Source organism: Lutibacter sp. (assembly GCF_021647475.1).
GTDB lineage: Bacteria > Bacteroidota > Bacteroidia > Flavobacteriales > Flavobacteriaceae > Lutibacter.
Map to the genome: position 1 here is coordinate 43,940 of NZ_JAKIUR010000005.1, position 21,438 is coordinate 65,377.

General features: G+C 28.1%; 22 protein-coding genes. 5 read left to right on the top strand and 17 right to left on the bottom strand.

Features of this window, described 5'->3' with window-relative positions:
* The first annotated feature begins 84 nt into the window (after window positions 1-84).
* The gene (locus L3J60_RS02220; protein WP_291973849.1) at window positions 85-510 is read left to right on the top strand and encodes an Rrf2 family transcriptional regulator; all 426 of its coding nucleotides are present in this window, start codon (window positions 85-87) and stop codon (window positions 508-510) included.
* Window positions 511-649: 139 nt separating this feature from the next.
* On the opposite strand, the gene L3J60_RS02225 is transcribed toward L3J60_RS02220, so the two are convergent.
* From L3J60_RS02225 to L3J60_RS02250, 6 genes are all read right to left on the bottom strand, one after another.
* Window positions 650-2,449 carry a hypothetical protein gene (locus tag L3J60_RS02225; protein WP_291973850.1) on the bottom strand — a complete coding sequence of 600 codons (1,800 nt, stop codon included), beginning with the start codon at window positions 2,447-2,449 and terminating at the stop codon, window positions 650-652.
* Between the two features lie 172 nt (window positions 2,450-2,621).
* Window positions 2,622-3,344 carry a head GIN domain-containing protein gene (locus tag L3J60_RS02230; protein ID WP_291973851.1) on the bottom strand — a complete coding sequence of 241 codons (723 nt, stop codon included), beginning with the start codon at window positions 3,342-3,344 and terminating at the stop codon, window positions 2,622-2,624.
* A 96-nt stretch (window positions 3,345-3,440) separates the two neighbouring features.
* Window positions 3,441-5,606, bottom strand: a complete 2,166-nt coding sequence (locus L3J60_RS02235; protein WP_291973852.1) for a TonB-dependent receptor — start codon at window positions 5,604-5,606, stop codon at window positions 3,441-3,443.
* 240 nt (window positions 5,607-5,846) lie between these two features.
* A complete protein-coding gene (locus tag L3J60_RS02240; RefSeq protein WP_291973853.1) occupies window positions 5,847-7,583 on the bottom strand; it encodes a PspC domain-containing protein in 1,737 nt (578 codons plus the stop codon).
* Window positions 7,580-7,921, bottom strand: coding sequence for a PadR family transcriptional regulator (locus L3J60_RS02245; RefSeq protein WP_291973854.1), 342 nt, complete (start codon window positions 7,919-7,921; stop codon window positions 7,580-7,582). The genes L3J60_RS02240 and L3J60_RS02245 overlap by 4 nt, the downstream gene beginning before the upstream one ends.
* A 31-nt stretch (window positions 7,922-7,952) precedes the next feature.
* On the bottom strand, window positions 7,953-8,330 hold the full coding sequence (locus tag L3J60_RS02250) for a DUF4870 domain-containing protein (RefSeq protein WP_291973855.1): 378 nt from the start codon (window positions 8,328-8,330) through the stop codon (window positions 7,953-7,955).
* 155 nt (window positions 8,331-8,485) lie between these two features.
* Between L3J60_RS02250 and L3J60_RS02255 the strand changes: the two genes are divergently transcribed.
* Window positions 8,486-8,947, top strand: coding sequence for a DUF4442 domain-containing protein (locus tag L3J60_RS02255; protein ID WP_291973856.1), 462 nt, complete (start codon window positions 8,486-8,488; stop codon window positions 8,945-8,947).
* A gap of 7 nt (window positions 8,948-8,954) precedes the next feature.
* Window positions 8,955-9,755 (top strand): TIGR00266 family protein, encoded by an 801-nt coding sequence (locus tag L3J60_RS02260; RefSeq protein ID WP_291973857.1) that lies wholly within the window; start codon window positions 8,955-8,957, stop codon window positions 9,753-9,755.
* A gap of 174 nt (window positions 9,756-9,929) precedes the next feature.
* Here L3J60_RS02260 and L3J60_RS02265 read toward each other — a convergent pair whose 3' ends face one another.
* The 4 genes from L3J60_RS02265 to L3J60_RS02280 form a co-directional block, all read right to left on the bottom strand.
* Window positions 9,930-10,568 (bottom strand): hypothetical protein, encoded by a 639-nt coding sequence (locus L3J60_RS02265; protein WP_291973858.1) that lies wholly within the window; start codon window positions 10,566-10,568, stop codon window positions 9,930-9,932.
* A gap of 3 nt (window positions 10,569-10,571) precedes the next feature.
* A complete protein-coding gene (locus L3J60_RS02270) occupies window positions 10,572-11,066 on the bottom strand; it encodes a sigma-70 family RNA polymerase sigma factor (protein WP_291973859.1) in 495 nt (164 codons plus the stop codon).
* Between the two features lie 99 nt (window positions 11,067-11,165).
* Window positions 11,166-11,864 carry a DUF4369 domain-containing protein gene (locus L3J60_RS02275; protein WP_291973860.1) on the bottom strand — a complete coding sequence of 233 codons (699 nt, stop codon included), beginning with the start codon at window positions 11,862-11,864 and terminating at the stop codon, window positions 11,166-11,168.
* Window positions 11,865-11,916: 52 nt separating this feature from the next.
* Complete coding sequence (locus tag L3J60_RS02280) at window positions 11,917-13,218, bottom strand: DUF819 family protein (RefSeq protein WP_291973861.1); 1,302 nt, start codon at window positions 13,216-13,218, stop codon at window positions 11,917-11,919.
* A 99-nt stretch (window positions 13,219-13,317) separates the two neighbouring features.
* Here L3J60_RS02280 and L3J60_RS02285 point away from each other — a divergent pair, with 99 nt between their 5' ends.
* On the top strand, window positions 13,318-15,537 hold the full coding sequence (locus L3J60_RS02285) for a S46 family peptidase (RefSeq protein ID WP_291973862.1): 2,220 nt from the start codon (window positions 13,318-13,320) through the stop codon (window positions 15,535-15,537).
* A gap of 158 nt (window positions 15,538-15,695) precedes the next feature.
* Here the strand turns inward: L3J60_RS02285 and L3J60_RS02290 are convergent, their stop codons facing one another.
* From L3J60_RS02290 to L3J60_RS02315, 6 genes are all read right to left on the bottom strand, one after another.
* Window positions 15,696-16,619 carry an aldose 1-epimerase gene (locus tag L3J60_RS02290; RefSeq protein ID WP_291973863.1) on the bottom strand — a complete coding sequence of 308 codons (924 nt, stop codon included), beginning with the start codon at window positions 16,617-16,619 and terminating at the stop codon, window positions 15,696-15,698.
* Window positions 16,612-16,791 (bottom strand): Arc family DNA binding domain-containing protein, encoded by a 180-nt coding sequence (locus L3J60_RS02295; RefSeq protein ID WP_291973864.1) that lies wholly within the window; start codon window positions 16,789-16,791, stop codon window positions 16,612-16,614. The genes L3J60_RS02290 and L3J60_RS02295 overlap by 8 nt, the downstream gene beginning before the upstream one ends.
* 4 nt (window positions 16,792-16,795) lie before the next feature.
* On the bottom strand, window positions 16,796-17,743 hold the full coding sequence (locus tag L3J60_RS02300) for an alpha/beta hydrolase (protein ID WP_291973865.1): 948 nt from the start codon (window positions 17,741-17,743) through the stop codon (window positions 16,796-16,798).
* The gene (locus tag L3J60_RS02305; protein ID WP_291973866.1) at window positions 17,740-18,240 is read right to left on the bottom strand and encodes a hypothetical protein; all 501 of its coding nucleotides are present in this window, start codon (window positions 18,238-18,240) and stop codon (window positions 17,740-17,742) included. The genes L3J60_RS02300 and L3J60_RS02305 overlap by 4 nt, the downstream gene beginning before the upstream one ends.
* Window positions 18,241-18,429: 189 nt before the next feature.
* Entirely contained in the window at window positions 18,430-18,606 is a 177-nt protein-coding gene (locus L3J60_RS02310; RefSeq protein WP_291973867.1) for a DUF4177 domain-containing protein, read from the bottom strand.
* 80 nt (window positions 18,607-18,686) lie between these two features.
* Window positions 18,687-19,544 carry an SPFH domain-containing protein gene (locus tag L3J60_RS02315; RefSeq protein ID WP_291973868.1) on the bottom strand — a complete coding sequence of 286 codons (858 nt, stop codon included), beginning with the start codon at window positions 19,542-19,544 and terminating at the stop codon, window positions 18,687-18,689.
* A gap of 114 nt (window positions 19,545-19,658) precedes the next feature.
* Between L3J60_RS02315 and L3J60_RS02320 the strand changes: the two genes are divergently transcribed.
* Window positions 19,659-20,447, top strand: coding sequence for a S1/P1 nuclease (locus L3J60_RS02320; RefSeq protein WP_291973869.1), 789 nt, complete (start codon window positions 19,659-19,661; stop codon window positions 20,445-20,447).
* On the opposite strand, the gene L3J60_RS02325 is transcribed toward L3J60_RS02320, so the two are convergent.
* Entirely contained in the window at window positions 20,436-21,284 is an 849-nt protein-coding gene (locus L3J60_RS02325; protein ID WP_291973870.1) for an RluA family pseudouridine synthase, read from the bottom strand. The two genes, L3J60_RS02320 and L3J60_RS02325, sit on opposite strands and share 12 nt — an antisense overlap.
* Window positions 21,285-21,438: the final 154 nt, after the last annotated feature.

Consider the following 21,438-nt stretch of genomic DNA (forward strand, 5'->3'; position numbering starts at 1 on the left):
TATTTTTTGTTAAATTAATTTTTTTAATCTAAAATGTTTTTTGTATTCGAAAATAATATCATTTAAATTTACTATTTTTAAAACATGCTTTCAAAAAAGACAAAATATGGATTAAAGGCGTTGAGTTATTTAGCCAATAAGGAGGATAATACTCCAATATTAATTGCTGAAATTGCCAATGCTGAAAATATTCCTCAGAAATTTTTAGAAAGTATATTATTAAGTTTAAAAAAAAGTGAGATTCTTGATTCTAAAAAAGGAAAAGGAGGAGGTTACTTTTTACAAAAAAATCCTGATAATATAAAAGTATCTGAACTAATAAGAATTTTAGAAGGTCCTATTGCAATGTTACCTTGCGTAAGTTTAAACCATTATGAACGTTGTGATGATTGTACAAGTGAAGAGGAATGTAGTTTAAATATTTTAATGGCAGAAGTTAGAGACAGTACTTTAAAAATATTAGAAAATAAAACACTTTCAGATTTTAAATGCGGCTCAAAAATACTTTAAAAAAGAGGCTATTTAAAAAGTGAATTTTCAGTCAACCTGAACTTGTTTCAGGTTCTTATAATAATTGATAATCAGTAAGATAAGATTCTGAATTGAATTCAGAATGACGGTTTTTAGAACTTTTTAAATAGCCTCTTTTTTATGCTTTAACTAAAATGGGTATTCTTATATTAAATAAATCTTTTTTCAAAACATTTAATTCCAAAAGTAAGGTTGCTTTATTAGAGTCGAAATTTGAAAATAAATTTTGGTAATACGTAATACCATCATTCAAATTGTTTTGAAAATTTGTAAGATATTTTTCTTGTTTTATGGTAAATGAGTCCTTTGCTTCATTTACTTTATTTGAAAAATAATCAATATAAAGCGATAATTCTTTAATAAACATATGAGGTCGATTATTGGTAGCAATTACATTTACCTTTCCATAAATATGATCAATCATTTCTTTTAAAGAAATTTCTTTTGAAAAATAAGCCATATTTGGTCCAGGGCAAACAGCAACACCATTATTTTCACCTTTTTGTTGAATATTATTATTTATTAAAGCTGCATTTGCTAATCCTTCACATAAGCAAGATTTTACAGTAATACCTTGTTCATTTGTAGTATGTTCTTCGGAATTTAAGTTTTTAGATTTTAACTCATTTAATTTTATTGTTTGATATTTTCTTGAAGCAGTACAAATTGCTTTTTCTGAATAATCAGTATTTGATGATAAAAACTTTTTAGGACAGGAACTTCCTGCTTTATTATTAGCAATTTTATGATCTCTAATTAATTCATTAGTATTTCCTTTTAAGCTATTAAATGGCACCCCTAATGGAGAAATATCACTTAAATATAAATCTTTTTCAGTAGCTTTTTCTAATTTTTTTATGGTTGGCGAATCTACGGTTGTTGCTTCTGGAACCAATAAAAAAGGAGAACCCCAACCTACGGAATCAATGTTATAATTATTTAATAAAAATTCATGTTCTTCTGAAGTGCCAACTCCACCTTGAACAGTAATATTTAATTCTAATGGGATTTCAGGAAAATGCTTTCCTTTATTTTTTAAAGCAGTAACTAAAATAGAATGAACTTCAGCAATTAAACTATCCTTATTGGTTTTAAATTCTTCTAAAATTGGACCCATTAAATAACCATCTGAAGCAAAAGCATGTCCGCCACAATTAAGTCCAGATTCTATTCTGTATTCAGAAACCCATAATCCTTTTTTGGCTAAAAATTTACCTTGAATAATAGCCGATCTGTAATCACTAACTTTTAAAATTATTTTTTTGTTTAAACTATTTTCTTTGGTAGGGAAAAAATCTTGAAAATTTTCAAAATAACTATATAATCTAGGATTCATTCCTGCTGAAAGAACAACAGATGAGTGTAAATTACTATTAGCAAAACCTCTTAAAGCTGCATGAGCATCGTTAAATTCGGTTGGTAATTTTTTACCTTTGGAATAATTTAATTTATCAAGCTTGGTCATAATATTAACATCTATACTTCCAGGTGTTAAATTATTTTGAATCCATTTTGAGATATTTGATTTGAAATCATTAGTTTCAAAATAGGTGACAAAATCTTTTTTTACTTTTGAAAAATCAGGCAATAAGTCTAAGTATTTTTCAAATTCACTGCTTTTTTCGACAAAACTAGTTTTTAATTCTTCAAATTTTTGCTTTACTATAGTGTCAACAGTATTTAAATATGATGTAATTCTTTTAGCTCTATAATCTTCTATTTTATTAGAAATTGAATTAAAAGGAAGCTTAAATTTTTTAGTATAAAATTCATTCATTTTTTCAATTAAAATATCATCTACAATAGAAATTACAGAAGAAATTCCATACTTAGCTATTTTAATTGGGCTATCAATGGTAAAAGCTAAACCCATTACAGGAATATGAAACGTGTGCGGATCTTTATTTTTTTGAGGCATATTTATAAATTTAATCTAAAATAACTACAAAAATAGGTAACTTTATATTAATAATAGTGGTTGGAATCATTATTTAACAAATTAATTAACTTAAACAAAATTAAATAGTTCTAAAAAAAACCAGCTCAAACTTGTTGAACTGGCTTTAACAATTTAAATATATAAATTGGAATTAGCTTCCTGATACATTACCTCCAGAAGAGGTGTCTTTATTAATTTCAGTAGGATTTCCTTCATAATCAACGCTGCCACCGCTACTTGCTTTTGCTGTTAATTTTCCTGAAACATTAACAGTTACGTTTGCACCACTACTAGCTTTTGCCAACACATCCATACTCATTAATTTATTGGCATTAATAGAGCTACCACTACTTGCCTTTGCTGAAAATTTATTTGTTTTACCATATATTCGTAATGTTGATCCACTAGATGATGAACTTGAAATATCATCAGCTTTTACATGAATTTTAACTGAACTGCCACTACTTGTATTTATTTTTAAAGAAGGGATTTGCCAGGTATTTTCGGTTTTTACTGAAGATCCACTAGAGGCTTCAATACTTGAAATTTCATTTGTGGTTAAATAAACGTTTCGTGCTTTTGCTTTGTAAACATTTTTTTTGAAATATATTTTTAACTGATTGTTTTCTACTTTAGTTATTAATAAATCCATAATGTTTTCATCGGCTTCAACTTTTAAAGTAGTTGAATTTCCTTGAGTTAGGAATAAGTTTATTCCTTGTTGAATATCAATTTCATTAAATTTTGAGCTAATATTTCGGCTTTCACTGATTACATTTCGGTTACCTTTAATGCCCATAATGCCATCCATAAAACATGAAGTTGTAATAATTAGCACTACAAGTAAAGTTGTGATTTTAGTTATTGTTTTCATTTGTTGAGTTTTTAATGATTTAAAAGTAAATATCTTGTTGATATATTAAAATTTTATTGGATTGAATTGTTGATTAAATTTGATGAACTGTTTTTTTTATAGAGTGAATTTTAGTACCATATTTCCAATAACTCCATCTAAAGGAGCATATAATTCATTGAAATTTGGGTTGTTTAGTGGTCCGTTTACAATATTTTCATATCGAGTTTGTCTAATATCTAATATATTTTCAATATTTAAAGCAACTGTAAAATGTCCTATTGTTTTTTGTGCCGATGCACCAAGTAACCAATAATTTGGTGTTTTATTTCCATTTTCAAGATATTGGTTACCAAAATAAAATGCTTCTAAACCAGTTTTCCAACCTTCATCTTCATCTTCATAAGCAAGAGTTGATGTTATTTTATTTTGAGGTGTTAATTCTAATGGTTTGTTAAAATCATATGATTTTTTAACTTTTAAATAAGTATAATCAACATATAAAACTAATTCATCTAATCTAAGACTAATATTTGTATTTAATCCTTTACTTAAAATATTACCGTTTGCATTTTTATAACTAACAATTTGATTTTGAAGTAAATTATTAGCTGCAATTATTGGTTTATTAATTTTCGTAATAAAAAAGGATTGATTAATACTTAAATTCAGTTCATCAAATAATAGCGTTTTATAATTAAAATCAAGATTTACACCATTAGATTTTTCTACTTGTAAATTGTTTGGCATTTGAATGTTTTGATATCTTGTTCTTTCAGCATCATCCGTAAAAGGAGTAGGAAGTTTATACCCTAATCCTACACTAAATCGTGTAAAAAAAGTATCTGAAAAATGATACATCATAGCCAACCTAGGAAGAAAAAAACTACCGTAGGTGTAATTATAATCATAACGAATACCAGGCTCTAAAAATAATTTTTTAGAAATATGCCAATTATCTTGCGAAAATAAACCTATAGTTTGGTGTTTGTAATTTAGTAAATTGGTAGTTGGCTGACTTTGATTAAATTTATCAGAATAATAATTTAAGCCATTAACCCATTTGTGTTTAGTTGAATTTGTGTAATAAGACAACTCGGTAAATATTGTATTTTGAATTCCATTAAAACGATTTGTATTGGTTTTCATTTTTCGATTAAAATTACCAAAGGATGCTTTTACGGTGAAAATGTTTCCAGACTTATTTTCACTTTCAAATTTAAGAGAAGTATTTATCCTTTTAGTTTTATTTTCTTCAAAAAATAAATTATTGTTACTAGAATTATCATTTACAGTATTAAAATTTCCACCAATTCTATCTTCTATTACACTTGATAATCCAACAAGTAGGTGATTATTTTTATTGAAATCATAAAATATTTTAGGAGAAATAACAGCTCTATTATATTTTGGTATATCTGTAAAATTATTACCGTTTATATCTTTTGCTTTTTGTGTATTACTACTTGCTAAAAATGTAATTCCAAATTTTCCTTTTTTACCTGAATAAAAAGAGCTAATATCTTGACCCCCTTTATGTGTTTGGTTAAATAATATTGAAAATACAGACTTTCTTTTGGGTTTTTTTGTTATTAAATTTACTATTCCAGCAATGGCATCACCTCCATAAAGTGTAGAGGCAGAACCTTTTACTATTTCAACTTGTTGTAAATCTAACGGAGGAATTTGTAATAAGCTTAATCCTGATGAAAATCCTCCATACATTGGAAAACCATCTTGTAAAAGCTGCGTGTATTTTCCTGGTAAACCTTGAATACGGAAACTTACATTACCTGAAATTGCAGAAGTATGTTGTACTTGTATTCCTGAAGTTTCTCCTAATAATTTAGAAATATTTCCAGGGTTTATTGCTGTTTCTTCTATAACTTCTTCTTGTCCTAGAACTTCAACTTTTGTAGGAATTTCTTCAATTCTATTATTTGTTCTAGTAGAATATACAGTTATGGTTTTTAGAGTCTGATTTTGTTTAAGATATATAATAATAGGAGAACTATCTTGCAAAGGAAAATTTAATTCTTTTTCAACGGTTTGATATCCTATATAGGAGAAAAGAAAGATTTGTTTTCCATTATTAATACCTTGGATGGTTATTTCACCATCCATATTTGCACTTGAACCTTTACTAGTTTCCTTTAGAATACAATCAGCACCAAATAAAGGTTCATTAGTTTGTTTGTCTTTTACAATTGCAGTAAATGTATTTTGTGCTTGTGAAAGGTTAATACAAAATATAAATAAGATTAATAAAAGTAATTTTTTCATTTGTTTTATATAAATAGTATTGTATGTCCGTTTTTAATTATATAGTTAATACGTCGCCCTGAACCTGCTTGCCAGCAGGCAAGTTTATTTCAGAGTCTCGCCTTATTATGTTGATTTACAATACAAGTGTTATGAGATTCTGAAACAAGTTCAGAATGACGTACTTTATAAATTTATGAACTTTTGCGGATATACAAATAAATTGTTTATAGGTTAATTCTTAAATTATTGTTTGGCTTTTTAATTTATAATTATACCATGTTCATCAATTTTAATATTAGCCTTTTTTGCTCCATTTTTAACTTTTATTTTAACGCCATTCTCATCAATATTTAATTTAAAATGATTTTCTTTATTTCTATAGGATTCACTAAAAATACTAGGGTCACAGTCTAAACATTTTAAGCCATCTTCTTGCATTTTATAATAATGTTTTGGCATATCACCATCATAAATATTTTGAATATTATCTACATCATCTAAAAAAGTACGAGTAGATTTATCTAAATATAGAATAGAATTTACGGGTAAATAAATGGTGATATCAACTTCTTGGCTTTTTAATTGATTTTCTATATCACTTAAAAAATATCCATTTAATAGTAGGTTGTTGTTGGTTAGTTCAAATTGATATTCAATACTTTCAGCAGTGTTATTTGCGTTTAATCGATTATTTCCTTCGGAACTTTTTCTAATTTTTAAATAACCCGTATTGTTATCCGTTGGTTTTATATCTACATTAATTTTAGTGGAATATAATTTTTGAATGGTATTGTCATACACTATTTCGGTATCGTATCTTTTACGAAATTCTCGCTTGTTAGATAAATTTTCATCGGCAATTATTTTAACCTTTAAAGTATCTTGAGCGGTAATATTTATTTCTTTGGTAGTATTAAAAACACCGTTAGATGAGGTTTGTGTGGCAAAGTTAATAGCAGCAAAACCTAAACCTAATAAAGCAATAATCCATACACCTAATAATGATAATTTTGTAGTAGTGCTAAATGATTTTATATTATTAGAAAGTATTTTTAAACCTAGCATAAACAACACTACAAATGGAATACCTATTGCAATAAAAATAAAAATAATTAGTAACCAAGGTGGTAAAATATGATTGTAAATAAATTCTGGATAATGAACAAATCCTTCTCTAAAACCTAATACTTCAAAGCTACCCCAAGAAAACGCCCCAAATATTAGACCTAATAAAGTTAAGACAGCAATTAGTATTAAAATTGCACCTATAAATTTCCCTATTACTTGCAAAATAGCAAGAATTATTTTGCCTAAAGTATCAACTAAATCTTGAAATCCGGACTTTGCCTTATTTTGAAATTCGGAACTTTTAACAGTTTCTGCAACATTATTTACTCCATCTTTTACTTTAGAGGTTACGTTACTTAATTCTTCTCTAATTTTACGTTCAATATTATCAATATTAACAGGTTCGCCTTTCATTTGAAGTTTTTCGGCAGTGGTTTCAGCTTGTGGAATTAATATCCACAATAATGGATAAACTAAAAAACCAATACCAAATCCAAATAAAAGCACCAACCAAATAATACGCATCCAAATAACATCAATACCTACGTAATGAGCTAATCCTGAGCAAACTCCACCTAAAAATTTATCATCTCCATCTCTAAATAATTTTTTTGTGCTGATGCTTTTCCTTGCCTTAGGTTCATCATTAAACAGTTCTTCATCTACTAAATAATCTTCAGGTTTCCCCATTATTTTAGTAATCTCATCAATATCATTTTCATTAACTACTTGCCTGTCATTGGTAATTCTTTCAGAAAGTATTTCTCCAATTCTGTGCTCAATGTCAGTAATGATTTCATCTCTTCCTTGTGGGTCATCACTTAATGATTTTCTAATGGCATCTAAATAGCGTTTTAGTTTTTGATATGCTACTTCATCAATATGAAAAAAGATACCTCCTAAATTTATATTTATTGTCTTGTTCATTTTTTTGTTGATTTATGGGTAGTTACTAAATTTACGGCTGTTACTAAATCGCTCCAGGTAGTGTTTAATTCTTTTAAAAACAGTTTACCTGTTTCGGTTAAAGCGTAGTATTTACGTGGTGGACCAGAAGTAGATTCTTCCCATCGATAACTTAACAAACCTGCATTTTTTAGGCGTGTTAGTAGCGGATAAATGGTTCCTTCCACAACTATTAATTTTGCATCTTTTAATTGCGAAAGTATTTCAGAAGTGTATGCATCATCGTTTTGTAGTAACGATAAAATGCAATACTCTAAAACGCCTTTTCGCATTTGTGCTTTTGTGTTTTCTATCTTCATAAATGGTAATTTTTAGATTAAAAGCATTGGGTTATTTAATAAATTGTATGGTTAACGGATATTTAAAATATTCATTATTATTTACTTTAATGGCAGCCATTACAATTAGAATGAATCTAATTATAGCAATAATTGCTACTAAAGACACGCTTCCAAATAGTCCAATAAAATTTGGAAAATGGAAAAAGAAGCTTGAAATAGCACTTAAACCAATAACAAATGAATATAGTGCAAAGCTTAAATTAAAGTTTACTGCTTCTTTACCTTGTTCATCTATATAAGAACTTTCATCCTTTTTTACCTGCCAAATTATTAACGGAGCAATTACTCCGCCAAATGGGAAAACATAGCTTGCAAATGCAGATATATGTATTAAAAAAGCAGTACTTGTATTTTTAGTGGTTATCATAATATGGTTATGCTTATTATTATACTATGCAAATATATAGATAAAAGATAGTAGTATGCAACACATAGTACTAAATATTAACATAATTTTAACAAATAATAATAATTTTTGATAACTATATTTTAAGTAACTTGTTGCCAATAATTAATTAAAATATGAGTGTAACAGTAAAGGAAATGAATAGGTTTTTGATATTTAAATTACCATCGGCTTATTTATGTGGAGTTAAATTAAAGGAATTGAATAATGATTTAGCAATAGTAAAAGTTAAGCATAGATGGATAAACCAAAATCCATTTAAATCTATGTATTTTGCGGTTCAATCTATGGCAGCAGAATTAAGCACAGGTGCTTTGGTTATTAAAAAAATTAAGGAAAGTGGCAAGCCAATTTCTATGTTAGTCACTAGTAATAAAAGTACATTTACAAAAAAAGCTACAGGACTTATTACATTTACTTGTAATAATGGTAATTTAATTGATGAAGCTCTAAAAAATACAATTGAAACTGGTGAAGGACAAACCATTACTATGAAATCTGTTGGAATTGATGAAAAAGGAGATCAGGTTTCTGCTTATGAATTTGAATGGAGTGTTAGACTTAGAACTAAAAAATAACTTAATTATGAATGCACACGAAATAGATTATTACATTCACGGAGAAGAAATGCAATTTGTGGAAATAGAATTAGATCCACAGGAAAGTGTAGTGGCAGAATCTGGTGGTTTTATGATGATGAATGAAGGAATTGTAATGAATACCATATTTGGTGATGGAGCAAATAAAGATACAGGAATTATGGGAAAATTATTTTCTGCAGGAAAACGATTATTAACAGGCGAAGGTTTGTTTATGACGCTTTTTACAAATGAAGGTTCTGGTAAAAAGAAAGTTTCCTTTGCAGCACCTTATCCCGGTAAAATTATTCCTATTGATTTAAGTGAAGTAAATGGTAAATTTATTTGTCAGAAAGATGCATTTTTATGTGCAGCAAAAGGAGTTTCAGTAGGTATTGAGTTTTCTAAAAAATTAGGACGAGGTTTGTTTGGTGGCGAAGGTTTTATCATGGAAAAATTAGAAGGAGACGGTTTGGCTTTTGTTCATGCCGGAGGTAATATGTCAAAAAAAGAATTACAGGCTGGTGAAATTTTAAAAGTAGATACGGGTTGTATAGTTGGTTTTACAAAAGATATAGATTATGATATAGAATTTATAGGCGGAATTAAAAATACCATATTTGGAGGAGAAGGATTATTTTTTGCAAAACTTACAGGACCAGGTACTGTTTATATTCAGTCGTTACCATTTAGTAGGTTAGCTTCCAGAGTGTTAGCATTAGCTCCTCAAACTGGAAACAAACGAAGAGGTGAAGGTAGTATATTAGGTGGAATAGGGGATTTGTTAGATGGAGATAATAGGATTTAAAAGAAATTCATGATTTTTAATCTAGCACTTATGATGTAAATGATGTATAAAACGTCATAACGAGGAGTGCTGACGACGTGGTTATCTCATTTTAAAGAAACAAGATTACTTCAACTTTTTTAAAGTTTCGTAATGACTTTATTTTTGTTACTTTAAAACAAATCCTTTTATAATTTAAAATTCTAATGATTTTAATTCTTTATAATTTTTAGTAAGTTTTCTAAGTAAAAATCCATAGATAAGTTTATAATATCCCCAAATTAAAAGAATAGTTAAAATAAAGCTTATTAAGCTGATTGCTAGTGTAGTATAGTCTAATGAAGTGATATTTAGATTTGCTTGAGCTGTCTCACTAATATTAATAGTTTTAAAACCTTTAATAACCATTGAGTAATTTAATATGATAGAAAAAATGGCAGCTAAAAAAACGTTTATATACACATAATATTTAACTGTTCTCCTTGTTTTAATAATATTTTCCATCAACATTTTAGTACTATCAGTAACAGAAATGGCTTTGTAATTTTTATAAAATAGATATAGAAAAACAAAAACAATTATATAATTTAAAACATAACTTATATTTAAAATAAAATTTAAATCAAGTTTTTTATAAATATCATAAATACTATCAGGAATAAAAAGGCTAACAACTCCCCAAAATAGAAATTCGGCTAGACAAATAATAAAAATCCATTTTACAACAGAAGAAGATTTTTTTTGAATTATTTTATAAATTTCATTATAAGATAATTCTTTAAAATTTCCTTCTTGCTTTTTCCAATCTTTCTTTAATAATTCTAATTCATCCATAACTTACGGATTTAATATTTTTTTTAATCGAGTTTTAATTCGGCTCATTTTAACGCGTGCATTTACTTCAGAAATTCCTAAGGTTTCGGATATTTCTTTGTAATTTTTATCTTCTAAATACAAAAAGATAAGTCCTTTATCAATATCAGATAATTGACGAATGGCTTTGTACATTAACTTAAGTTGTTCTTCTTCAGTATCATCATAATCAGAAGATTCAATTTTATAGATAACCGAATCAAAATCTTGTGTTTTAATGCTTCTTTTAGATTTTCTAAATAAAGTAATGGCAGTATTTAAACCAATCCGGTACATCCAAGTACTTAGTTTTGCTTCACCTCTAAATTTGGGATAAGCTTTCCAAAGTTGAATAGTAATTTCCTGAAACAAATCATTATGTGCCTCTTGATTATCGGTATATATTCTACATACTTTATGTACTATATTCTGATTTTCTTTAAATTCAGTTATAAATTTATGTTCAAGGTCTTTGGTCACAAGTTGTTGATTTCAACTAATAAGTAGCTTATTAGCTTATTTTGTTACACGAATATTAAAGGAAAGATTAAATTGAAAATAGTTTCGTAAAATGAAATTTTACTTTTCAGTTTTCTTTATATTATCAATAAATTTTGATAATTCTATTCCGTATTTAGATTTTTTGATTTTTTTAGATAATGAATTATTTACGGTATCTAGAAGCTTAATGTTGGCATAGTACAAATCAGTTAAAGCAATATAAGGTGCTACTTCAAATTTACTATGTTGAATGGCAAAATTTGTGGTATACAAATATTTTCGTTTTATTAAATTTTGCTCTTCCTTTTCAATTATAGCTAACAATTCGGAATCATTATTTTTTTGAGCATCAAACTTTTCTTTTATTAAATCTAATTGTTTATCATTAAATTTTTTGAGCATTGCTTTATGTTCTTCTAATAAATCTTGATTTTTTGAACCAGTAATTTTTGCTCCAACTTCAAATTTTGAAAGTTTGGTAGTTATAGTAATTTCACCTTTTTCCCCAAAAAAATAAATTTTTTCTTCGGGTTTTTCATTCAAAGTAAGGTTATATATTTCGGGACTTTTTACATTATCGGTTAATGTGAATGTGTTTATTCCATTTAAACTAACAGAATCAACAGAAATAAGTGCTGTATCTTTTAACTTTTGAAGATAAACAGTTCCTTTTTTAAGTCCACTAATAGTTCCATGAACTAACATATTTCCTTGTTTTTTTTGATTACAAGAAATCAATAAAACAACTACAAAAATACTAACAACTACTTTTTTCATATCTAAAATTTTATACTACAAATATCTAATTTTTATTTGGTTTTTGAAATTTTTAAGTAGCAACAATTCGCATTAATTCGGCTGTCAACATAGCACCATACGTTCCAATTACATAACCAAAAACTGCTAATAAAACTCCAACAGTTGCTAGTGAAGGATGAAATGCTGCTGCAACAATAGGTGCAGATGCAGCACCGCCAACATTGGCTTGGCTACCAACTGCTAAAAAGAAAAAGGGTGCTTTTATAAGTTTAGCAACGGTTATTAATAAAACGGCATGAATGGTCATCCAAACCAACCCGATAAAAATAATTCCGGGATTATCAAATATTTTACCCAAATCCATTTTCATTCCAATGGTTGCAACTAATATGTAGATAAATATGCTACCAATTTTACTGGCTCCAGCTCCTTCGTATAGTTTAAATTTAGTAAATGATAAAATAATACCTATAGCAGTGGCAATACTTATCATCCAAAAAAATTGAGAGCCAAAAGAAGATAAGGCTGAGCTTTTATCTCTGACAGCTTCAAAAGTATTTTTTAAATAAGAGGAAATTTCATTTGCTCCAAAATGTGAAAATCCAACAGCAGTAAATGCAATGGCTAAAATTACAATTAAATCGGTTAGCGATGGATTTCTATTTATTTTTGAAGAAAATGAAGCTACTTTTTCTTTTAGTTTTTCAATAGCAGAGGTATCTGCTTTAAGCCATTTATCAATTTTTTTAGTTTTGCCAACTCCAATTAAAATAATTGCCATCCATAAATTTGCTACTACAATATCTACTAACACCATTCCACCGTATTTTTTAGGATTGTACTCGTAAATTTCTAACATTGCCGCTTGGTTAGCACCACCGCCAATCCAGCTTCCGGCTAAAGTTGCTAATCCACGCCAAACAGCATTTGGACCAACGCCACCAACCGTTTCTGGTGATATAAATGAGATTAGCCAAATGGCTATTGGTCCTCCAATTATTATTCCAACAGTTCCTGTTAAAAACATAATTAGTGCCTTTGGGCCTAAATTAAATAACGATTTTAAATCTATACTTAAGGTCATTAAAACCAATGCTGCTGGTAATAGAAATCTACTAGCTATGTAATATAGTTTTGAGGAATGTTCTACTATTTCGCCTGAACTATTTACGGTTTCCCATTCTGGAGAAATAATGCCTACTGAAGTGAAAATTGCAGGTAATAAATATGCCATTAATAAAGCAGGTACAAATTTGTAAAACTTTTTCCAGTTTTTATTTTCACTGTCAGAGGTGTAAAAAACAAAGCCTAAAGTAAACATTATAATACCAAATGCAATGGTATCTTGAGTTATTAACGGTGTTGTATCCATATGGTTTTTTGAGTTTTGGCTAATTTACATGTTTTTATGAATTTTGAACTAAAAAAAGTGGTTTCTGTTGCTTATATTTGTTCTATAAATAAATAAAAAATGAAATATTTTAGACTAAGCTTTTTATTGATATTTTTAGTAGTATCGTGCAAAACAGTACAAAAAACTTCACAAATAGAAGCTCCAAAATCAACAAAAATAGTATTAAAAAATACAAAAGACATTCAAGGAGGCATGTGGATTCCTTCTTTATTGGCAGGAATGAATGAAAGTGAAATGCAACAATTAGGCAGCAAAATGACTGCCGAAGATATTTATAGTGTAAACAAATCTAGTTTAAAAGATGCTGTGGTTCTTTTTAATGGCGGATGTACTTCCGAAGTAATTTCACCTAGCGGATTGTTGTTAACTAATCATCATTGTGGTTATGGTGCAATTCAATCACATTCATCAGTAAATCATGATTATTTAAAAAATGGTTTTTGGGCGATGAATAAAAGTGAAGAATTATCAAATCCTGGAATGACTGTAACTTTTATTGTTAGAATGGATGATGTTACCAAAGCTGTTTTTAATGGAGTTTCTGATACTATGGATGAAGCTTCTAAAACAAAACAAATTCAACAGAATATTTTAAAAATTGCTAAAAATGCACAAAAAGAAACTTGGCAAAATGCCTATGTAAAATCGTTTTATAAAGGCAATCAATATCTATTAATAGTTACTGAAGTTTTTAAAGATATTCGTTTAGTTGGTGCTCCGCCATCTTCTATTGGGAAATTTGGGGCAGATACTGATAATTGGATGTGGCCTAGGCATACTGGAGATTTCTCAATATTTAGAATTTATGCCAATGCAGAAAATAAACCTGCGGAATATTCCGAAAACAACGTTCCATATAAGCCAAAACATTATTTACCAATTTCTTTAGATGGTGTAAAAGAAGGAGATTTTACTTTGGTTTTTGGTTTTCCAGGACGTACTAATGAATATTTGCCTTCGGTTGCGGTTAATCAAATTGTGAATGTATTGAATCCTGCTAAAATTAAAATTAGAGCTAATGCTTTAAAAATTGTAGATAGTTTTATGCGAAAAGATGAAAGCATCAAAATAAAATACGCATCAAAATATGCAAGTATTGCTAATTATTGGAAAAAATGGATTGGTGAAGATCAAGGAATCAAAAAATCTAAAGGAATTGAAAAAAAACAAGCTTTAGAAAAAGAATTTTCTAAAGAAGTTAAGGCAAAGGATTTAGTTGGTTATAAATCTATTTTATCAGATTTCGAACAGTTATATAAAGAGATTGAAAAAGTTGCTTTGGCTCGTGATTATTGGATTGAAGTAGCTTATAGAAATGTAGAATTATTGAATAGTACTTTTAAAGCATTTCAATTAGAACAAGCGTACAATAGAGGAGGAGTTGCCGCTTTTGAAAGAAGAAGAGCGTCAGTTTTAAAAAGTTTTAAGGGGAAATACAAAAATTATAGTGCTGAAGTAGATAAACCTGTTTTTGAAAAATTGGTTGGTTTATATGCAAAAAATGTCCCTGCGGAATATGTACCAGACAATATAAAACAAAATGATATGGCTACTTTAGCAACAGCCATTTATGCCACTACAAAATTAACAAGTTTAAAAGGTGCAGAAGAATTACTAACAGGAAGTCCGGAAGAAGTAATAAAAAAATTAAATGAAGATAGTGCCTATGTTTTTGGTAAAGAATTACATACCCTATTTTACAATACTATTGAACCAACCTATCAACAACTAAATTTAAAAATCACTGCGGTTCAAAAAGAATATATGAAAGCTTTAATGCAAGTTTTTCCAAATAAACGATTTTTTCCTGATGCTAACGGAACATTACGCGTAACGTATGGACAAGTAAAAGGTTACTCGCCTAGAGATGCTGTTTATTATGAGCCAGTAAGTCATTTAAAAGGAGTTATGGAAAAATATATTCCTGGTGATTACGAGTTTGATGTTTCCAAAAAATTGCAACAATTATATAAATCTAAAAATTTTGGACAATATGGCGAAAATGGAAAAATGCCAGTCGATTTTTTAGGAACTAATCATACTACAGGAGGTAATTCTGGTAGCCCAGCAATTGATGCTAAAGGTAATTTGATAGGACTTAATTTTGACAGAGTTTGGGAAGGAACTATGAGCGATTATAATTACGATGCAGCTATTTGCCGAAACATAATGGTTGATATTCGTTATGTTTTATTTATCATTGATAAATATGCAGGAGCCACCAATTTAATTGATGAAATGACTTTAGTACATCCGAAACAAAAAGTAACTCATTAAATAATAAGGCTGTTTAAAAAGTTTTGAAAATAGTCATTCTGAATTTAATTCAGAATATCATCCAACTGATTACCTGTTGTTATGAGAACCTGAAACAAGCCCGCCTGCTGCTGGCAGGTTCAGGTTGACGAAAATTTAACTTTTTAGACAGCCTCTTTTCATTTTAAATCATAATTTAAAGTAATAAACCAGTTAAAAGTTTTATTTGGAGCTAATTTTAGCAATCCATCTTTGCTATTAAAACAATTTGGAGCACAAGTCATAGGTTCAATAGCGATACTTTTTCTATTCTCTGGGGTATAAATTTGGAGATAATTTGTTTCGGAAACAGATTTAAAATTAATTTCTAAATGGGTAGTTTTTGTAGCTAAATTAATCTTTGGTTTTTCTAAGATAAAACAATCATCTAAAGAGATATCATTTATTTTAAGAGGTGCTTTAAAGGGAAACTGATGTTTGGAAATTGGTATCATTTTATCTGATAATTTATATTGAAATTTTCCTTTAAAATTTAACACACTTTCTGCTAAATTATTAGAATTAAAATAAGGATGCCAACCAATTCCAAAGGGAAATAATTGTTCACCTGTATTTAGCACTTTAAAAGTTATAGTAATTCTATTTCTTTCAAATTTATAAATGATGCTTAATTTATAAGGAAAAGGAAATCCGTCTATGTTGCCTTTATAATCATAATTTAATATAATAGAAGCTTTAGTTTCTGAAGTTTCTATATTTTCAATTTTGAAAGATTTATTATAAATATGTCCGTGAATTGCATTATTTAATGTTGATTCGTTACATGATAATTGATAATTTTCGTCTTCAAAAGAATACTTTCCTTGCTCTATTCTGTTAGGAAAAGGAAATAAAAAAGCGGAATTGAACATGTTTTTGTAAGTTTCTATTCCATTTTCATCATCAGTAATACCATTAAGTATTGCCTTATTATTTAAATTTAGTTGTTGTAATGATGCTCCTAAATTAGGATAAATAATACTTTTTAAATGCAAAGTATCATTACTAATTATTAGTTTATTTAATAGTGGATTTTGGTGCGTTAAATTTTTAACTTCAAACATCTTCTTCTTTGGTGTTTTTATTTTTTGGTAAACGATTTGCATCTTTTAGGCATTTATTTAGCATCCATTCTAACTGTCCGTTAGTAGATCTAAATTCATCAGAAGCCCATTTTTCAACAGCTTTAAGCAAATCTTCATTGATTCGTAATGCAAATGCTTTTTTCTTTGCCATTTGTTTAATTTAAGGTTTTTATAAAATTAACAATACTGGTTGTTAGTTCTGGCATTACTGGTAAATTAGGATTGGAATACGATTGCATATTTTCATTATCACCTCCATTTATTTCTTTAAAAATATGATTCATATTTTCTATAAGTTCTAATTTAGATTTAGGATTTGCTTTGTGTAACAATTCCGCATCCTCTATTTTAACTTGAATGTCTTTTGTTCCTTGAATAATAAGTATAGGAATTTTTAATTTTTTAATTTCATTTTGTGGATTGTATTTCATCCAGGAAATTAAAAAAGGTTGTACGGTTTTGTTAAATAAACTGGCTAGCATTGGATTATAGTCAGTAACCAACTTACCTTTTTTTAATTCAGTTAAAACTCTAGCAGTTTCGTCTTTTAAAAAAGGAGCTTGTTTTTCAATTTGTTCTACTAAAATTTCATCAATAGGTCTGCCAGCACCTTCCAAAGAAATAAAAGCATCGGCATTATTTTGAGCAGCTACCATACCTACTAAACTACCTTGACTGTGACCTGCAACTATTATTTTTGAATATTTTTTGGTATTTTTAAAGTATTCAATCACAGATTTGGCTTCATTAATAAAAGTTTTAAAGGTTAATGCTTTTATTTTTAAACTATCTTTTTTAGTAAATTTTAGTACGCTTTTATCATATCTATACGTTGCTATTTTTTGATTGCTTAAAGCTTCTGCTAAATACTTAACTCCATTGTTTTTCATCATTGCATTATTTCCGTTTCTATCTGTTGGTCCAGAACCTGGAATGATAATAACCAAAGGAGGTTTGTTTATGGAATTTGGTGTTAATAATGTTCCAAAAATAGTTTCGGTTTTGGTTGGAATATCTAATTCACTTTTTTGATAGGTTGCTTTTTGAGAGAAACTAATTTGTGAAATAAAGAAAGCAAGTATGATTAAAAATTTAATCTTCATATTATTTTATATTGATAATTTAAAAGGGTTTTTTCCAATTCATATCTTTTTTGAGTTCCAATTAATAATCTTTTGCCATTTTTTAAAACTAATTGTAAACCAATAGCTCCTTTTGTGGTGAAAGCTCGTCCAATATTTTTTCTAAAACTAAATCGTAAACCCCAACCGCCATATTCTGTAATAGCATTGTATTTTCTAATAGAGCAACTATTAATAGTTTCCCAAGAAATACATTTAAGATTTAAGTTAATTGGAAAAAACTGATAGTGAATACCTCTCTCATCTATTTTAGTAATTAGTTTTATTTTAAGTAGAAAAATGATAACCAAAAAAATTATAATTGTACCACTAAAAAAAGAAATGCTTTTTAAAATAGATTGGTTCGCTATAATATTCCAATTTTTAATGATTGGATTTACAGAAATCACCAAAGAAATAGCTAAAACTATTAAAATCCATGGTTGTGTAAATTTTTGAACTTCTTTAAAAACTTTCATATAGCTTTTTAATAGGTTTGATTGTCCGTAATTAATCATAAAATGTTCGTTACCCTGAACCTGCCAGCAGCAGTCGGACTTGTTTCAGGGCATCATCAATATAAATCGGTGATTAGTAAAAACTATGAGATGCTGAAACAAGTTCAGCATGACGTACAAATATGAAATATGACACAAAACGGATATACATTAATAGGTTCTATTTTTATCTCGTTCAAGCACTGCTTTTCGAATGTGTCCACCTTGATCAAAGGCAACACTTATAACTCTCCATCCTTGTGAAGCATATTTGTTAAATAGATCTTCAAAAACGTTGTCTTTAGATACCCAATTGCTTTCTGGTTTTACTATTTTGTATTCTTTCATAATAAATTTGTTAAAAACTTAATATAGCTGCTAATTTTAAAAACAAAACTAAAATAATGAAGACTACTTGTGTCATTTTTTTAATGATTTAAAGTGCCGGTGTTTACAACAGGTATTGTGTCTTTATCAGAACAAAGCACTACCATTAAATTACTTACCATGGCAGCTTTTCGTTCTTCATCTAATTCAATAATATTCTTTTTGCTTAATTCTTCTAAAGCCATTTCTACCATACTTACAGCTCCTTGTACAATTTTATGTCGCGCAGCTACAATGGCTGTTGCTTGTTGGCGTTTTAACATAGCACCTGCAATTTCCTGTGCGTAAGCTAAATAACCTATTCTAGCTTCTAAAACTTCAATTCCTGCCATATCTAAACGTTCTGAAAGTTCTTTTTCTAAGGCTTCACTTACTTCGTTTACACTTGCTCTAAGTGTAATTTCTTCTTTCATACCCTCATCTTCAAAATTATCATACGGATATAAACTTGCCAATTTTCGAACAGCAGCATCAGATTGTACGCGAACAAAATTTTCGTAATTATCAACATCAAAGGCAGCCTTAAAAGTATCACTTACTTTCCAAACTAAAATGGTGCTAATCATAATAGGATTTCCTAGTTTATCATTCACTTTTACTCGTTCACTATCAAAATTGCTTGCCCGTAATGAAATTCCTCTTTTTCGGTATAACGGATTTGCCCAATAAAATCCATTTTCTTTAACGGTACCAATATATTTACCAAAAAGCAATAAAACTTTTGAGGTGTTTGGGTTTACTAAAAAGAATCCGGGAACGGTAATGAGAAATAGTAAAACAAATATTAAAATCCATGTAGATGAGTTAATTATACAATAAACACCTCCTGCTATAAGCAGTATTAATACAAATAACATAAAATAGCCATTCGAAACTTTTATTATTTTTTCTTGTGTCATAATTTATAATTTAAAATGATATTAAAATGATATTACAAATATATAAAAACATATTTTGATTTTACCAAATATTTAACAAAATAACTTAGTAACTTTGTCTAAAATTAAAATAGAATGAAAACCACAAAAATAGGTTTAGTATTAGGCATTTTATTAATGTCTTTTTCTTTAGTAAAAGCAGATAATATTAATTGGGGGAAAACAGGACACAGAACAATTGGTCAAATAGCCAATAAATATTTAAAAAATAAAACAAAGCATAAAATAGCAGAATTATTAGATGGACAAAGTTTAGCAGAAGTTGCTAATTTTGCAGATGCTATAAAATCGGATAAACGTTACGGAAAATTTTATACGTGGCATTATGTAAATATGCCTTTTAATGTTGATTATCAGCATTCTGTTAAAAATCCTAAAGGAGATTTGGTTACAGGAATTGCAAAATGTAAAGCTGTAATTTTAGATAAAAATAGTTCTAAAGCGGATAAAGCGTTTTATTTAAAATTATTGGTACATTTTATTGGAGATATGCATCAGCCTTTACATGTGGGTAGAAAAGAGGATAAAGGAGGTAATATGATTCAAGTACAATGGTTTGGGCGTGGAACTAATTTACATGCTGTTTGGGATGCTAAAATGATAGATTTTTATAAAATGTCTTATTCAGAAATGGCTAATAATGCTGATGAAATAACCAAAAATCAAGTAAAAGCAATACAAAAAGGAACTATTGTAGATTGGGTTAATGATACTCATCAATTAGCAATAAAAGTATATGGTTCTGCAAAAGTAGGAGAGAATTTAAAATATCGTTATATGTATGATAATTTCGGAATTGTACGTTCTCAATTACAAAAAGGAGGTATTCGTTTAGCTAAAGTTTTAAATGATTTATTTAGTTAAATTATAAGTATTCCATCTTCTTTTTTCTCTAACTAACATAGATTCAAATTTGTGAGGAGTATCTATTTTTAAATGGATAGTTTTAAAAGTTTTAGGATGTAAAAATTGAATTTCGGAAGCACATAAAAACAATCCTTTTCCTTTGTGATTAAGTTTAGGATTTCCATATAGTTTATCGCCTAAAATAGGATGATTTATAGCTGCTAAATGAATTCTTATTTGATGTGTTCTCCCTGTTTTTGGAGTAACTTTTAAATAACTTAATTCTTTGAATTTCAATGATTTTACTGTTTTAATAATTTTGAAATTGGTAATTGCAGTTTTAGCTTCTATTGGAATTTCAATTTTTTGATGGGAATGTGTTTTGCCAATAACAATGGTGTAATATATTTTTTGGATAGTACTATTCTCAAATTGTTTACCTAATTCAATTTGTGCTGTTTTTGTTTTAGCAATTAATAAAATTCCTGAAGTTTGATTATCAATTCTATGAACAGGCATTGGGAATTGTAAAGCATCTTGTTGCTGACTTTTACTTAAATTAAAAGGTAAGGCATTGGCAACAGTTTTGTATTGGTTTCCGCTAACAGTTAATCCAGCAGGTTTATTAATTACTGCCATAAAATCATCTTCAAAAATAACAGGTAATTTACATTCAAATATTTTTGGAATGGTTTGTGTATTTTCGAGCAATTCTAAAACTTGACCACCGTTAATCCAAGTTGCTGTTTTCCCTTTGTTACTATCTACCAGAATTTGACCGCGTTTTATGGCTTTTTTTACGCCACTATTAGAAGGAATGTAATTGTAAAATATTTTTGGAGCATAATCTTGCAATCTAATGTTGCTAATTCCTTTTGGTACAATATGTGAATGGATGATTTTAATTTGATTAAAGTATTTGGTTAATATTAAATAAAGATAATTGCTTTTATTCTAAATTCTTTCTGATTTTTAATTACTTTATCAATAAGAACCTTGAAATTTTCAA